General features: G+C 56.6%; 12 protein-coding genes. 11 read left to right on the top strand and 1 reads right to left on the bottom strand.

What is annotated here, in order from left to right:
- Window positions 1-16 precede the first annotated feature (16 nt).
- The 8 genes from nuoG (at window position 17) to nuoN (ending at window position 10070) form a co-directional block, all read left to right on the top strand.
- Entirely contained in the window at window positions 17-2743 is a 2727-nt protein-coding gene (nuoG, locus tag AB2B48_RS10750; protein WP_185666811.1) for an NADH-quinone oxidoreductase subunit NuoG, read from the top strand.
- Entirely contained in the window at window positions 2740-3717 is a 978-nt protein-coding gene (gene nuoH / locus AB2B48_RS10745; RefSeq protein WP_185666812.1) for an NADH-quinone oxidoreductase subunit NuoH, read from the top strand. Before nuoG ends, nuoH begins: the two co-directional genes overlap by 4 nt.
- Window positions 3718-3730: 13 nt before the next feature.
- Complete coding sequence (gene nuoI / locus AB2B48_RS10740; RefSeq protein ID WP_000172742.1) at window positions 3731-4273, top strand: NADH-quinone oxidoreductase subunit NuoI; 543 nt, start codon at window positions 3731-3733, stop codon at window positions 4271-4273.
- Between the two features lie 11 nt (window positions 4274-4284).
- Complete coding sequence (gene nuoJ, locus AB2B48_RS10735) at window positions 4285-4839, top strand: NADH-quinone oxidoreductase subunit J (RefSeq protein WP_185666813.1); 555 nt, start codon at window positions 4285-4287, stop codon at window positions 4837-4839.
- Window positions 4836-5138, top strand: coding sequence for an NADH-quinone oxidoreductase subunit NuoK (nuoK, locus tag AB2B48_RS10730; protein WP_035892477.1), 303 nt, complete (start codon window positions 4836-4838; stop codon window positions 5136-5138). Before nuoJ ends, nuoK begins: the two co-directional genes overlap by 4 nt.
- Window positions 5135-6976 (top strand): NADH-quinone oxidoreductase subunit L, encoded by a 1842-nt coding sequence (gene nuoL, locus AB2B48_RS10725; protein ID WP_185666814.1) that lies wholly within the window; start codon window positions 5135-5137, stop codon window positions 6974-6976. The genes nuoK and nuoL overlap by 4 nt, the downstream gene beginning before the upstream one ends.
- Window positions 6977-7076: 100 nt before the next feature.
- Entirely contained in the window at window positions 7077-8606 is a 1530-nt protein-coding gene (gene nuoM, locus AB2B48_RS10720) for an NADH-quinone oxidoreductase subunit M (protein ID WP_368301732.1), read from the top strand.
- Window positions 8607-8612: 6 nt separating this feature from the next.
- Window positions 8613-10070, top strand: a complete 1458-nt coding sequence (gene nuoN / locus AB2B48_RS10715) for an NADH-quinone oxidoreductase subunit NuoN (RefSeq protein ID WP_185666816.1) — start codon at window positions 8613-8615, stop codon at window positions 10068-10070.
- A gap of 56 nt (window positions 10071-10126) precedes the next feature.
- Here the strand turns inward: nuoN and AB2B48_RS10710 are convergent, their stop codons facing one another.
- A complete protein-coding gene (locus tag AB2B48_RS10710) occupies window positions 10127-10756 on the bottom strand; it encodes an NUDIX hydrolase (RefSeq protein WP_368301731.1) in 630 nt (209 codons plus the stop codon).
- 160 nt (window positions 10757-10916) lie between these two features.
- Here AB2B48_RS10710 and AB2B48_RS10705 point away from each other — a divergent pair, with 160 nt between their 5' ends.
- The 3 genes from AB2B48_RS10705 (at window position 10917) to AB2B48_RS10695 (ending at window position 14947) form a co-directional block, all read left to right on the top strand.
- Window positions 10917-12026 (top strand): AI-2E family transporter, encoded by a 1110-nt coding sequence (locus tag AB2B48_RS10705; protein WP_368301730.1) that lies wholly within the window; start codon window positions 10917-10919, stop codon window positions 12024-12026.
- 117 nt (window positions 12027-12143) lie between these two features.
- Entirely contained in the window at window positions 12144-13925 is a 1782-nt protein-coding gene (locus AB2B48_RS10700) for a diguanylate cyclase (RefSeq protein WP_368301729.1), read from the top strand.
- Between the two features lie 305 nt (window positions 13926-14230).
- Window positions 14231-14947, top strand: coding sequence for a YebC/PmpR family DNA-binding transcriptional regulator (locus AB2B48_RS10695; protein WP_185666820.1), 717 nt, complete (start codon window positions 14231-14233; stop codon window positions 14945-14947).
- Window positions 14948-15120 lie beyond the last annotated feature (173 nt).

Below are 15120 nucleotides of genomic sequence, written 5' to 3'. Positions count from 1 at the left end.
ATTTGGAAGCACGCTAATGGCTACGATTCATGTAGACGGCAAAGAGTACGAGGTCAACGGAGCGGACAACCTGCTACAGGCATGTCTCTCTATGGGTCTTGATATTCCCTACTTTTGCTGGCACCCGGCGCTTGGGAGCGTCGGTGCTTGCCGCCAGTGTGCGGTGAAGCAATATCAGAACGCGGAAGACACGCGTGGCCGCCTGGTGATGTCCTGTATGACACCGGCATCTGACGGCACCTTTATTTCTATCGACGACGCAGAAGCGAAGCAGTTCCGCGAGAGCGTGGTGGAGTGGTTGATGACTAACCACCCGCACGACTGTCCGGTCTGTGAAGAGGGCGGTAACTGCCACCTTCAGGATATGACCGTAATGACCGGTCATAGCTTCCGTCGCTATCGCTTTACCAAGCGTACCCACCGCAACCAGGACCTGGGGCCGTTCATCTCTCACGAAATGAACCGCTGCATCGCCTGCTACCGCTGCGTGCGTTACTACAAAGACTACGCTGACGGCACCGATCTCGGTGTATACGGCGCGCACGATAACGTCTACTTTGGCCGTCCAGAAGACGGTACCCTGGAAAGCGAATTCTCCGGTAACCTGGTTGAAATTTGCCCGACCGGCGTATTTACCGATAAGACGCACTCCGAGCGCTACAACCGTAAGTGGGACATGCAGTTTGCGCCAAGCATCTGCCAGCAGTGCTCCATCGGCTGTAACACCAGCCCGGGCGAGCGTTACGGCGAACTGCGTCGTATCGAAAACCGCTACAACGGTACCGTTAACCACTACTTCCTCTGCGACCGCGGTCGTTTCGGCTATGGCTATGTGAACCTGAAAGACCGTCCGCGTCAGCCGGTTCAGCGTCGTGGCGATGACCTCATCACCCTCAACGCCGAGCAGGCGATGCAGGGCGCGGCGGATATTCTGCGTCAGTCGAAGAAAGTGATTGGTATCGGTTCTCCACGTGCGAGCGTGGAAAGCAACTTCGCGCTGCGTGAACTGGTGGGTGCGGATAACTTCTACACCGGCATCGCCAAAGGCGAGCAGGAACGTCTGCAGCTGGCGCTGAAAGTGCTGCGCGAAGGCGGCATTCATACGCCGGCGCTGCGCGAAATCGAATCTTACGATGCGGTACTGGTGCTGGGCGAAGACGTTACCCAGACCGGCGCTCGCGTTGCGCTGGCGGTACGCCAGGCGGTGAAAGGTAAAGCGCGTGAAATGGCAGCGGCCCAGAAAGTGGCTGACTGGCAGATTGCAGCAATCCTGAACATCGGCCAGCGTGCAAAACACCCGCTGTTTGTCACTAACGTGGACGACACCCGTCTGGACGATATCGCCGCGTGGACCTACCGCGCACCGGTAGAAGATCAGGCGCGTTTAGGCTTCGCCATTGCCCATGCGCTGGACAACAACGCGCCGGCCGTTGACGGTATCGATCGTGATCTACAGGGCAAGATCGACGTGATCGTTCAGGCGCTGGCCGGGGCGAAAAAACCACTGATTATCTCCGGCACCAACGCCGGTAGCGCTGAAGTGATTCAGGCTGCAGCGAACGTGGCGAAAGCCCTGAAAGCGCGCGGTTCTGACGTTGGCGTGACGATGATTGCTCGTGCGGTGAACAGCGTTGGCCTCGGCATGATTGGCGGCGGCTCTCTGGATGACGCCCTGAACGAGCTGGAAAGCGGCGCTGCCGATGCGGTTATCGTGCTGGAAAACGACCTGCACCGTCATGCGGCTGCCAGCCGTGTGAACGCGGCGCTGGATAAAGCTCCGCTGGTGATGGTCATTGACCATCAGCGTACGGCGATTATGGACCATGCACACCTGGTGCTCTCGGCGGCAAGCTTTGCTGAAAGCGACGGTACGGTCATCAACAACGAAGGTCGCGCACAGCGCTTCTTCCAGGTGTATGACCCAAGCTACTACGACAGCAAAACCATCATGCTGGAAAGCTGGCGCTGGCTGCACTCGCTGCACAGCACCCTGGAAAACCGTCAGGTTGACTGGACTCAGCTGGACCACGTGATTGACGCTGCCGTCGCGGCGCTGCCGCAGCTGGCAGGTATCAAAGATGCTGCGCCGGATGCGACCTTCCGCATTCGCGGTCAGAAGCTGGCGCGTGAACCGCACCGCTACAGTGGTCGTACGGCCATGCGCGCGAACATCAGCGTTCACGAACCGCGTCAGCCGCAGGATAAAGACACCATGTTCGCCTTCTCTATGGAAGGGAACAACCAGCCGGGCGCGCCGCGCTCGCAGATCCCATTTGCATGGGCTCCAGGCTGGAACTCCCCGCAGGCATGGAACAAGTTCCAGGCGGAAGTGGGCGGCAAACTGCGTCACGGTGACCCGGGCGTACGTCTGATTGAAGCGTCTGCTAACGGTCTGGATTACTTCACCACCGTACCGGCAAGCTTCCAGGCTGAAGCCGGGAAATGGCGCGTGGCCCCGTACTACCATCTGTTTGGTAGCGACGAGATGTCACAGCGCGCACCGGTGTTCCAGAGCCGGATGCCGCAGCCTTACCTCAAGCTCAACCCGGCCGATGCCGCGGCGCTTGGCGTAAACGAAGGCGCGAAGATGGCGTTCAGCTTTGATGGTCAGACGGTCACGCTGCCGCTGGTCATTTCCAGCGGGCTGGTGGCAGGGCAGGTTGGTTTGCCGATGGGCATGCCGGGCATTGCTCCAGCACTGGCGGGCGCGCGTCTTGAGAATCTGCAGGAGGCACAGCAATGAGTTGGTTAACGCCGGATCTGATTGAGATCCTCCTTAGCATCATCAAGGCCGTGGTCATCCTGCTGGTGGTCGTCACCTGCGGGGCGTTCATGAGCTTCGGTGAACGTCGCCTTCTGGGCCTGTTCCAGAACCGCTACGGGCCAAACCGCGTGGGCTGGGGCGGTTCGCTCCAGCTGGTTGCCGACATGATCAAAATGTTCTTTAAAGAGGACTGGGTTCCGAAATTTACGGACCGCATGATCTTTACGCTGGCACCGGTTATCGCCTTCACCTCGCTGCTGCTGGCCTTCGCCATTGTGCCGGTCAGCCCAAGCTGGGTGGTCGCCGACCTCAACATCGGGATCCTGTTCTTCCTGATGATGGCGGGTCTCGCGGTTTACGCGGTGCTGTTCGCCGGCTGGTCGAGCAACAACAAATACTCGCTGCTGGGTGCGATGCGTGCGTCTGCGCAGACCCTGAGCTACGAAGTGTTCCTGGGTCTGTCTCTGATGGGCGTGGTGGCGCAGGCCGGTTCATTCAACATGACCGACATCGTCAATAACCAGGCTCACCTGTGGAACGTCATTCCTCAGTTCTTCGGCTTCATTACCTTTGCGATTGCGGGCGTGGCGGTATGTCACCGTCACCCGTTTGACCAACCGGAAGCGGAGCAGGAACTGGCCGATGGTTACCACATCGAATATTCCGGTATGAAATTCGGTCTGTTCTTCGTGGGGGAATACATCGGTATCGTCACCGTGTCGGCGCTGATCGTGACGCTGTTCTTCGGTGGCTGGCAAGGCCCGTTCTTACCGCCATTCATCTGGTTCGCGCTGAAAACCGCGTTCTTCATGATGATGTTCATTTTGATTCGTGCGTCGTTACCGCGTCCTCGTTATGACCAGGTAATGTCCTTCGGCTGGAAAGTGTGCCTGCCGCTGACGCTCATCAACTTGCTGGTAACGGCGGCTGTCATTCTCTGGCAGCAGCCATAAGGGGCTATAGACCATGACCTTAAAAGAATTACTCGTAGGCTTCGGCACCCAGGTACGCAGTATCTGGATGATCGGCCTGCATGCGTTCGCCAAACGCGAAACGCAGATGTACCCGGAAGAGCCGGTCTACCTGCCGCCGCGCTATCGTGGCCGTATCGTGCTGACGCGCGACCCGGACGGCGAAGAGCGCTGCGTTGCCTGTAACCTGTGCGCGGTAGCCTGCCCGGTTGGCTGTATCTCTCTGCAGAAAGCAGAGACCAAAGATGGCCGCTGGTATCCGGAGTTTTTCCGCATTAACTTCTCACGCTGCATCTTCTGCGGCCTGTGTGAAGAAGCGTGCCCGACCACGGCGATTCAGTTGACCCCGGACTTCGAACTGGGCGAATACAAGCGTCAGGATCTGGTGTACGAAAAAGAGGATCTGCTGATTTCCGGTCCGGGCAAATACCCGGAATATAACTTCTACCGGATGGCGGGTATGGCAATCGACGGCAAAGATAAGGGCGAAGCAGAGAACGAAGCTAAGCCTATCGACGTCAAGAGCCTGTTACCGTAAGGAGAGGGGCAATGGAATTCGCTTTTTATATCTGTGGCCTGATTGCTGTCCTCGCGACCCTGCGAGTGATTACGCACACTAACCCGGTACACGCGCTGCTGTATCTGATTGTCTCGCTGCTGGCTATTGCCGGGGTGTTCTTCTCGCTGGGCGCTTACTTCGCCGGTGCGCTGGAGATCATCGTCTATGCGGGCGCCATCATGGTGCTGTTCGTCTTCGTGGTGATGATGCTGAACCTGGGCGGCGCTGAAATCGCCCAGGAACGTCAGTGGCTGAAGCCGCAAATCTGGATTGGCCCGGCGGTTCTGTCCGCCGTGCTGCTGGCGGTGATGGTGTACGCCATCATGGGCCTGAACGACCAGGGTATTGACGGTAACGCTATCAGCGCCAAAGAAGTCGGTATTGCCCTGTTCGGGCCGTACGTACTGGCGGTTGAACTGGCATCGATGCTGCTGCTGGCAGGCCTGGTTGTGGCCTTCCATATCGGTCGTGAAGACCGCATGGGCGAAGTGCTGAGCAACCGCGCTGGCGATAGCGCGAAAAGGAAAACGGAGGAACACGCATGATTCCTTTACAACATGGGCTGATCCTCGCGGCGATTTTATTCGTGCTGGGTTTAACCGGTCTGGTTATCCGCCGCAACCTGCTGTTTATGCTGATTGGGCTGGAAATTATGATTAACGCCGCCGCGCTGGCCTTCGTGGTTGCCGGCAGCTACTGGGGCCAGACCGACGGTCAGGTGATGTATATCCTCGCCATTACCCTCGCGGCTGCGGAAGCGAGTATTGGCCTGGCGCTGCTGCTGCAGCTCCATCGTCGCCGCCAGAACCTGAACATCGATTCAGTAAGTGAGTTGCGCGGATGAACATGCTTGCCTTAACCATTATTCTGCCATTCATTGGCTTCGTTCTGCTGGCCTTCTCCCGCGGACGCTGGTCGGAGAATCTCTCCGCCACCGTTGGCGTCGGGTCGATTGGCCTCGCGGCGCTGGTCACGGCGTATGCTGGCATGGATTTCTTCGCCAACGGCAAGCAGGCTTTCAGCCTGCCGCTGTGGACGTGGATGTCCGTCGGCGACTTCAACATCGGCTTTAACCTGGTGCTGGATGGCCTATCCCTGACCATGCTCTCCGTGGTGACCGGCGTCGGCTTCCTGATCCACATGTTCGCCTCCTGGTATATGCGTGGGGAAGAGGGTTACTCTCGCTTCTTCGCCTACACCAACCTGTTTATCGCCAGCATGGTCGTTCTGGTGCTGGCCGATAACCTGCTGCTGATGTACCTCGGCTGGGAAGGCGTGGGCTTGTGCTCCTATCTGCTGATCGGTTTCTACTACACCGATCCGAAGAACGGCGCGGCGGCCATGAAAGCCTTCGTGGTGACCCGTGTCGGTGACGTATTCCTGGCGTTCGCGCTGTTCATTCTCTACAACGAGCTGGGCACGCTGAACTTCCGCGAAATGGTTGAACTGGCACCGGCGCACTTCGCCGCGGGCAACAACATGCTGATGTGGGCAACCCTGATGCTGCTGGGCGGTGCGGTGGGTAAATCCGCGCAGCTGCCGTTGCAGACCTGGCTTGCGGATGCGATGGCTGGCCCAACCCCAGTTTCTGCGCTGATCCACGCGGCGACCATGGTGACCGCCGGTGTTTACCTGATTGCCCGTACCCACGGCCTGTTCCTGCTGACGCCGGAAGTGCTGCATCTGGTCGGTATTATTGGGGCGGTAACGCTGGTGCTGGCAGGCTTTGCCGCGCTGGTACAGACCGATATCAAACGTGTACTCGCTTACTCCACCATGAGCCAGATTGGCTACATGTTCCTGGCGCTTGGCGTACAGGCATGGGATGCGGCGATTTTCCACCTGATGACCCACGCGTTCTTCAAAGCGCTGCTGTTCCTTGCGTCCGGCTCGGTCATTCTGGCCTGCCATCACGAACAGAACATCTTCAAGATGGGTGGCCTGCGTAAGTCGATTCCGCTGGTGTATGCCTGCTTCCTGGTCGGTGGTGCCGCGCTCTCCGCGCTGCCGCTGATTACCGCAGGCTTCTTCAGTAAGGACGAAATCCTTGCCGGTGCGATGGCGAACGGTCATATCAACCTGATGGTAGCGGGTCTGGTCGGTGCATTCATGACCTCGCTCTACACCTTCCGTATGATCTTCATCGTCTTCCACGGCAAAGAGCAGATTCACGCCCACGCAGGGAAGGGGATTACTCACCACCTGCCGCTGATCGTGCTGATGGTGCTGTCGACCTTTATCGGCGCGCTGATTGTGCCACCGCTGCACGGCGTACTGCCGGCAACGACCGAACTGGAACACGGCCGCGTGCTGACGCTGGAAATCACCTCGGGTGTCGTGGCGATTGCCGGGATCCTGATTGCCGCATGGCTGTGGCTGGGCAAACGCACGCTGGTGACCTCCATCGCCAACAGCGCACCTGGCCGCCTGCTGGGGACCTGGTGGTATAACGCCTGGGGCTTCGACTGGCTGTACGACAAGGTGTTCGTGAAGCCGTTCCTTGGCATCGCCTGGCTGCTGAAGCGCGACCCGCTCAATGCCTTGATGAACATTCCGGCTATCCTCTCCCGCTTCGCAGGCAAAGGCCTGGTACTGAGCGAGAACGGGTATCTGCGCTGGTATGTTGCGTCAATGAGCATCGGTGCCGTGGTGGTGCTGGCGTTGTTGATGGTATTGCGTTAATTCGTTGGGGAGGAGTTTCCTCCCCATGAAAATGTCGTGCTGTTTTCCTGTTCTGGCAGGCTTGTCGCCTCCGGATAGATTAATAAGGAAATGAATTGCCATGTTATTACCCTGGCTAATACTGATTCCCTTTATCGGCGGTTTCCTCTGCTGGCAGACCGAACGCTTTGGCGTGAAGATGCCGCGCTGGATAGCGCTGGTAACCATGGGACTGACGCTGGCGCTTGGCCTGCAGCTGTGGCTGCAGGGCGGCTACTCACTCACCCAATCCACCGGTCTGCCGCAGTGGCAGTCTGAATTCATCCTGCCGTGGATCCCACGCTTTGGGATAACGATTCACCTCGCGCTCGACGGCCTGTCGCTGCTGATGGTGGTGTTGACCGGTCTGCTGGGTGTGCTGGCGGTGCTCTGTTCCTGGAATGAAATCCAGAAATACCAGGGCTTCTTCCACCTCAACCTGATGTGGATCCTGGGCGGCGTTATCGGCGTGTTCCTGGCCATCGACATGTTCCTGTTCTTCTTCTTCTGGGAGATGATGCTGGTGCCGATGTACTTCCTGATCGCGCTGTGGGGCCATAAAGCCTCCGACGGTAAAACGCGTATCACGGCGGCCACCAAGTTCTTCATCTATACCCAGGCGAGCGGTCTGGTGATGCTGATTGCCATCCTGGCGCTGGTGTTCGTTCACCACGATGCGACCGGCGTATGGACCTTCAACTATCAGGACCTGCTGAAGACGCCAATGTCCCACGGCGTGGAATACCTGCTGATGCTGGGCTTCTTCATCGCCTTCGCGGTGAAAATGCCGGTGGTTCCGCTGCACGGCTGGCTGCCAGACGCACACTCACAGGCACCAACCGCCGGTTCTGTTGACCTTGCGGGTATCTTGCTGAAAACCGCGGCCTACGGTCTGCTGCGCTTCGCGCTGCCGCTGTTCCCGAACGCTTCCGCAGAATTCGCGCCTATCGCCATGTGGCTGGGTGTGATTGGTATCTTCTACGGCGCATGGATGGCGTTCACGCAGTACGACATCAAACGTCTGATTGCCTACACCTCCGTTTCCCACATGGGCTTCGTGCTGATTGCTATCTACACCGGCAGCCAGCTGGCGTACCAGGGTGCGGTTATCCAGATGATTGCGCACGGTCTGTCCGCAGCCGGCCTGTTCATTCTGTGTGGTCAGCTTTACGAACGTCTGCACACCCGCGACATGCGTCAGATGGGCGGCCTGTGGAGCAAAATTAAATGGCTGCCTGCGCTGTCACTGTTCTTCGCGGTCTGTACGCTGGGGATGCCGGGTACCGGTAACTTCGTCGGCGAATTCATGATCCTGTTCGGCAGCTACCATGTGGTTCCGACGATTACGGTGATTTCGACCTTCGGTCTGGTGTTCGCTTCCGTTTACTCGCTGGCGATGCTGCACCGTGCGTACTTTGGCAAAGCGAAGAGTGAAATCGCGGCAAAAGAACTGCCAGGGATGTCGCTGCGCGAGCTGTTTATCGTCCTGTTGCTGGTCGTGCTTCTGGTTCTGCTGGGCTTCTACCCGCAGCCGATTCTGGACACGTCACATTCTGCGATGAGTAACATCCAGCAGTGGTTTGTTAATTCTGTTTCAACTACAAGGCCGTAATTCGCCATGACAATAACTCCACAACAACTGATCGCGCTATTACCGCTGCTGATCGTCGGCTTGACGGTGGTGGTTGTGATGCTCTCCATTGCGTGGCGACGCAATCACTTCCTGAATGCCACGCTGTCAGTGCTTGGGCTTAACGCCGCGCTGGTCTCGCTCTGGTTTGTTGGTCAGGCGGGGGCGATGGACGTCACGCCGCTGATGCGCGTTGATGCCTACGCCATGTTCTACACTGGCCTGGTGCTGCTGGCGAGCCTTGCGACCTGTACCTTTGCTTACCCGTGGCTTGAGGGCTATACCGACAACAAGGAAGAGTTCTACCTGCTGGTGCTGATTGCTGCCCTCGGCGGCATTCTGCTGGCGAACGCCAACCACCTGGCGGCGCTGTTCCTCGGTATTGAGCTGATTTCTCTGCCGCTGTTTGGCCTGATTGGTTACGCGTTCCGCCAGAAACGTTCTCTGGAAGCGAGCATCAAGTACACCATTCTGTCCGCCGCCGCATCGTCATTCCTGCTGTTCGGTATGGCGCTGCTGTACGCGCAGTCCGGCAACCTGTCTTTCGTCGCGCTCGGTAAGAGCCTCGGCGATAACATGCTGCACGAACCGCTGCTGCTGGCAGGCCTGGGGATGATGATTGTTGGCCTCGGCTTCAAGCTCTCTTTGGTGCCGTTCCACCTGTGGACGCCGGACGTTTATCAGGGTGCCCCTGCGCCGGTATCAACCTTCCTGGCCACCGCCAGCAAGATTGCTATCTTTGGCGTGGTGATGCGTCTGTTCCTGTACGCGCCGGTAGGCGACAGCGAAGCGGTACGCGTGGTGCTGGGCCTTATCGCCTTTGCCTCCATCATCTTCGGTAACCTGATGGCACTGAGCCAGACCAACATCAAGCGTCTGCTCGGTTACTCTTCCATCTCTCACCTCGGCTACCTGCTGGTGGCGCTGATTGCGCTGCATAGCGGCGAGATGTCGATGGAAACCGTTGGCGTGTACCTGGCGGGTTACCTGTTCAGTAGCCTCGGTGCGTTTGGTGTCGTCAGCCTGATGTCCAGCCCGTACCGCGGCCCGGATGCAGAGTCTCTGTACGCCTACCGTGGTCTGTTCTGGCACCGTCCGATTCTGGCGGCGGTGATGACCGTGATGATGCTGTCTCTGGCCGGTATCCCAATGACCCTCGGCTTTATCGGCAAGTTCTACGTGCTGGCCGTCGGCGTCCAGGCACACCTGTGGTGGCTGGTTGGCGCGGTGGTTGTCGGTTCCGCGATTGGTCTCTACTACTACCTGCGTGTGGCGGTGAGCCTGTACCTGAGCGCGCCGGAAAAACCAAACCGCGATGCGCCGTCTAACTGGCAGTACAGCGCAGGCGGTATTGTGGTTCTGATCTCCGCGCTGCTGGTACTGGTGCTGGGTATCTATCCACAGCCGCTGATTAGCATTGTGCGTCTGGCGATGCCGATGATGTAATCCATCGTCACCGATGTGAAAAACCCCGCAATGCGGGGTTTTTTATTGCCGGATATTTAGTCGCACCACACCGGTTCGTTTTCACGCACGCTACGGATGCTAGCGTGGATCTCTTCCGGCACGATACGCGTCAGGGAGAGCGGCGGCAGATTGTTCGGGTCAACGTAGGCGATATCCAGCGATTCATGGCTGATGGCAAGCTCGCCGCCCAACGTTTCGCAGAGGAAAATCAGCTTATAGACATGCCAGGGATAGGGCGGATGCCCGTGCTGGTTGCGGTCCCAGACGCCGAGAAGGCGGCTTACTTTCACCTCAAGCCCGGTCTCTTCACGCACTTCACGCTCGACCGCTTGCGCAGGGCTATCGCCAATATCGGCCCAGCCGCCCGGCAGGCTCCAGCCTTTATCGTCAGATTCCTGAACCATCAGCAGCTTGCCTTCATGCAGAATGATGGCGCGCACGTCGGTTTTTGGCGTGGCGTAGCCGGTGTCTACCTTATGCAGATTTTTCAGCGTGGCTTCCGGCAGGTCAAAGCGCGCGGTTAGCATTCGTTCGGCGATGCCCATCAGCTCTTCATAACGCTCCCGGTCATAAGCGTCTTTGGTGTACGTGAGTCCGGTCTGCGCCAGCGCTTGTAAACGTTGGGCAATGCGTGCAAGTTCATTATCGTTGAGTACTTCTGACATGCTTCCTCCCGTTGTGTCTTCCGGTCAATGGGCCGGAAAACGGTCTTTGTAGGTTACCAGGCGCGGTCACTTGTCCGTTAGGGAGAATGAACATGCCGCCTGGTAAATCCGGCTAAACGCTTCTATAGTCGAGACTGTTTCCCCGCAACAGGATTCACTAATGCGATTTAACGGATTGACCAAAGGCTTCTTTATTTTCATTCTCGCGCTCGTGACCTGGGCATTCTTCGATGTACTGTCGCCGTATTTCTCCGCCATTCTGTGGGCTGCGATCCTCACCGTCGTCTTTAACCCGGTGAAAAACAAACTGCGCAGCGCACTGGGCGATCGTAACGGATTGGCCTCGCTGCTGACTATCGGCATTATCTGTCTGATCGTTTTTATTCCATTGATGGTGATCCTCTCCTCGCTGGCGCTTGAGCTAAACGTGGTGTACACCAAGCTGCAGGAGAACAACACCCGTTTTCCGCAGGTGATAGCCAGCCTCTTCTCGCATCTGCCGCATTGGGCGCGCGGGTTCCTGATAGAACACAATCTCGATAACGTCGCACAGATCCAGAAAAAACTCTCTGACGTCGCACTGGCGGGTGGGCAGTACCTTGCTGGCAGCGCCTTCCTGATTGGTAAAGGGACGTTTGGCTTTGCCATCAGCTTCGGCATCATGCTCTATCTGCTGTTCTTCCTGCTGAAAGACGGGCCGTTTCTGGTGCGCCAGATCCTCGACTCTTTGCCGCTGACGGATATCGTTAAGCAGCACCTGTTTGCCAAGTTTGTCGGCGTCACGCGGGCGACGGTCAAAGGCACGGCGGTGGTTGCAGTGGTGCAGGGGACGCTCGGCGGCATAGCCTTTGCTATTGTCGGCATCGACGGCAGCGTGCTGTGGGGCGCGCTGATGGCGTTTCTCTCGCTGGTGCCTGCCGTAGGGGCGGCGATTATCTGGGTACCGGCGGCAATCTTCCTCTTCGCCACCCAGCAGGTGTGGCAGGGGCTGTTTATCGTCGGCTTCTTCGTGATTATTGTCGGGCTGGTGGACAATATTCTGCGCCCGCTGCTGGTGGGCAAAGATACCAAAATGCCGGACTACCTGATTCTTATCACCACCATTGGCGGTATGGAAATCTACGGTATCAACGGCTTTGTGATTGGCCCGCTGATTGCCGCGCTGTTCCTCGCCTGCTGGAACCTCTTCTCCGGGCGAGATCACGCCGGGAACGTCGAGGGGCTGGATGAAGAGTTTATTGAAGAGGGCAAAAGTCCGCCCGAGGCATGACGATCACGAAATAGCAAAAGGCGGCCTGAGGTCGCCTTTTTATTGTCACGAGAAATCAGGCGTTTCCTATAATTTCAATCATGCTTCTTGTTTTCAGGTAGTAGAAGGAACCGACAGGTGAGAATTGCCACAATAACCAACTGGGCCTACGGCGCGACGGTATGTCTGACGATTGTCTCCGGTATCGTCATGCTGATGGCCTCCAGTGCGGATAACGCCGAGCGGCAGGCGGTGCAGCAGCGTTTGGTGTTCGATCGACTGACGGATGAAATCGAGAGCAATGCCTGGTCGCTCTCTGACCTGGCGCGTCTGTACGTGGTGAATAAAGACCCTGAGGTGCTGAGCGAATATCATCAACGGGAAAAGCAGCAGGTGGAGATAGAACACCATCTGTCGAAGCTCGAAGATGTCGGGGCGACGGGTGAAGAGCTGGCGCTGCTGCACGAAGGGCTACAGATTGTGTATGACCTCCAGGATGAACAACAAACTGCGCTCGCCAACTTAGCGCATGAGGAGGCGCCGATTGCCGTCTCGTTGCTGTATGGCAAAATCTATGAGCAGGAGCTCGATCGGGCGCAGGAGCGCATGGATCATTTCCGCCAGATGCTTGATAGCCGGGCGCTGCGTGCGGTTCAGGAAGCGACCCGCGACTCCCGCATGCTGCGTACGCTATCCGAGGTGATGGTCGGGCTGACGGCGCTGCTGTTTTTATTCGTCCTCGGCTTTATTTTAAAACGCCGCGTGCTGCGCCCGGTGGTGCGGTTGAGCGACGTGGTACATCGCCTGGCTTCTCAGGACTACGCCGTTGATACGCCGAACTTTAAGCAGATTGATGAAATTGGCGACATGGCGCAGGCGATCCGCATTTTCCGCGAGAACGGGCTGGTGCGGCAACAGCTTGAACGGCAGCGCGATGCCGACTGGGCGATACGCGAACTGCTGGCGCGCATGACCCAGCGTCTGCAGGGCTGCGAATGCTTTGACGACGTGGTGAACGTGGCAGAACTCTTCGCCCCCAATATTGCACCGGGCGTCGCGGGAAGACTCTATATTCTCGACAAAGATCCGTGGCAGATGCGCTGCGTGGCCTCCTGGTTATCACCCGAGGGCGAGCCAACGCCGTTCCACCCGGATGAGTGCTGGGCAGTGCGCCGCGGGCAGAGCCACCCGCCGGTACATGGCGAGCCGGATATCGGCTGCTACCATCTGCCGGAGTCGTGTCTCGACCATACGCTGTGCGTCCCGCTGATTGCCCAGGGCGAGGCCATCGGCCTGCTCTCATTCCAGAATCTCAACGACCAGACCGCACCTTCCCGCGCCTACCTTGAACTGATGGCGGAAGCGCTGGGCCTGGCGTTAGCCAACCAGCGCCTGCGTGATGCGCTGCTGGAAAAAGCGCTCTACGACCCGCTCACTGGTCTACGTAACCGCCACCATCTGGACGATACCCTGAATACCCAGATGAGCCAGGCGATTCGCAACGAAGAGCCGATGAGCTGTCTGATGATTGACATCGATCACTTCAAAAATATCAATGACCGCTTCGGTCATGAGGCGGGCGACGGCGTAATTAAAAGCGTCGCCTCCACCATTCAGCGCGTGGTGCAGGACCGAGGCTTAGCTTTCCGTTACGGCGGCGAAGAGTTTCTGGTGCTGCTGTACGACATGGACGATGAGGCCGCTAACCGCATCGCCAGCGAGATTTTCGACGGCGTACGCGAACTGGTGTTGCGCTTTAGCGGTGCGGAGATTGGTCATGTGGATGTCTCCATCGGCGTGGCAAGCTACCCGCAGCACGCCCAGAGCGACAGCCTGCTGCGTGCGGCGGACGTGGCGTTGTACCGGGCGAAAGAGCTAGGGCGTTCGCGGATCGTGAGCTTTGGGGCGCTGGCAGGGTAGGGCAGGTGTGCGTGGTTTTATAATAAAATGACGGCGATATTTTTCAGGAATACCGCCTTATTTCTATTATATTTTATTGCTGGTGTTTGGTTATTAATAATAGAAATATAATATCCTGGCGTTCATTTCAAAATAATTCATCCGCAATGTTAATTATTTATATAATTAAAGTAACATGTCGTGAAAATTTGCTTTTTTTAGTTCTCATAGACGAGTATTTACATATCATGATATAATGCGGAGGAAAAACGTGCAGATTATTAATCTGGCGTTAACGTAAATAAATATTTGAGGGGACTCTTCCAGTGGGACGTAAATGGGCCAATATCGTTGCTAAAAAAACGGCTAAAGACGGTGCAACGTCAAACGTATATGCAAAGTTCGGTGTAGAAATCTATGCCGCTGCTAAACAAGGCGAGCCAGATCCAGAATCAAACTCCGCGTTAAAATTCGTTATTGAACGTGCTAAACAAGCACAGGTTCCAAAGCACGTTATTGATAAAGCCATTGATAAAGCCAAAGGCGGCGGAGATGAAACCTTCGTAGCAGGGCGTTATGAAGGCTTTGGGCCAAGCGGTTCTATGCTTATCGCTGAAACGCTGACCTCTAATGTTAACCGCACGATTGCTAATGTCCGCAACATTTTCAATAAAAAAGGCGGGAACATCGGCGCAACGGGTGCGGTCAGCTATATGTTTGACAACACCGGTGTGATTGTATTTAAGGGAACAGACCCTGATAGTATTTTTGAAATTCTGCTTGAAGCTGAAGTGGAAGTTCGTGATGTGACTGAAGAAGAAGGCAACATTATTGTTTATACTGAAGCCACTGACCTTCATAAAGGTATTGCCGCGCTGAAAGCGTCTGGTATTACTGAATTCGCGACCACAGAATTAGAAATGATTGCACAGTCAGAAATTGAACTGTCACCAGAAGATTTAGCCATCTTTGAAGGGCTTGTTGATGCTCTTGAAGATGATGACGATGTGCAGAAAGTCTATCACAACGTTGCTAACCTCTAATTATAGATTACAGAAATCTGCCGTTATGGCAGATTTTTAAATTTATAAAGACGTTATAAATATATCCAGCCTGATATATAGCGCTAAAAGATAGCTAACAGCGGTTTAAATACCGCTGTAATTAGCACTAAATGAAAGATCTTCCCACCTCATTTGCCATTCAGTTATCTCTT

It is taken from the genome of Kluyvera sichuanensis (genome assembly GCF_040930405.1).
Taxonomy (GTDB): Bacteria; Pseudomonadota; Gammaproteobacteria; order Enterobacterales; family Enterobacteriaceae; genus Kluyvera; species Kluyvera sichuanensis.
The sequence above is the reverse complement of the archived record's forward strand: the minus strand, read 5'-3'. Positions and strand labels throughout refer to the sequence as shown.

Excerpts from the sequence above, each read along its gene's own strand:
- AB2B48_RS10710 (WP_368301731.1), bottom strand. The coding sequence starts at position 10,756 with ATGTCAGAAGTACTCAACGATAATGAACTTGCACGCATTGCCCAACGT.
- nuoG (WP_185666811.1), top strand. The coding sequence starts at position 17 with ATGGCTACGATTCATGTAGACGGCAAAGAGTACGAGGTCAACGGAGCG.
- AB2B48_RS10705 (WP_368301730.1), top strand. The coding sequence starts at position 10,917 with ATGCGATTTAACGGATTGACCAAAGGCTTCTTTATTTTCATTCTCGCG.
- nuoK (WP_035892477.1), top strand. The coding sequence starts at position 4,836 with ATGATTCCTTTACAACATGGGCTGATCCTCGCGGCGATTTTATTCGTG.
- nuoN (WP_185666816.1), top strand. The coding sequence starts at position 8,613 with ATGACAATAACTCCACAACAACTGATCGCGCTATTACCGCTGCTGATC.
- nuoM (WP_368301732.1), top strand. The coding sequence starts at position 7,077 with ATGTTATTACCCTGGCTAATACTGATTCCCTTTATCGGCGGTTTCCTC.
- nuoI (WP_000172742.1), top strand. The coding sequence starts at position 3,731 with ATGACCTTAAAAGAATTACTCGTAGGCTTCGGCACCCAGGTACGCAGT.
- nuoL (WP_185666814.1), top strand. The coding sequence starts at position 5,135 with ATGAACATGCTTGCCTTAACCATTATTCTGCCATTCATTGGCTTCGTT.
- nuoJ (WP_185666813.1), top strand. The coding sequence starts at position 4,285 with ATGGAATTCGCTTTTTATATCTGTGGCCTGATTGCTGTCCTCGCGACC.
- nuoH (WP_185666812.1), top strand. The coding sequence starts at position 2,740 with ATGAGTTGGTTAACGCCGGATCTGATTGAGATCCTCCTTAGCATCATC.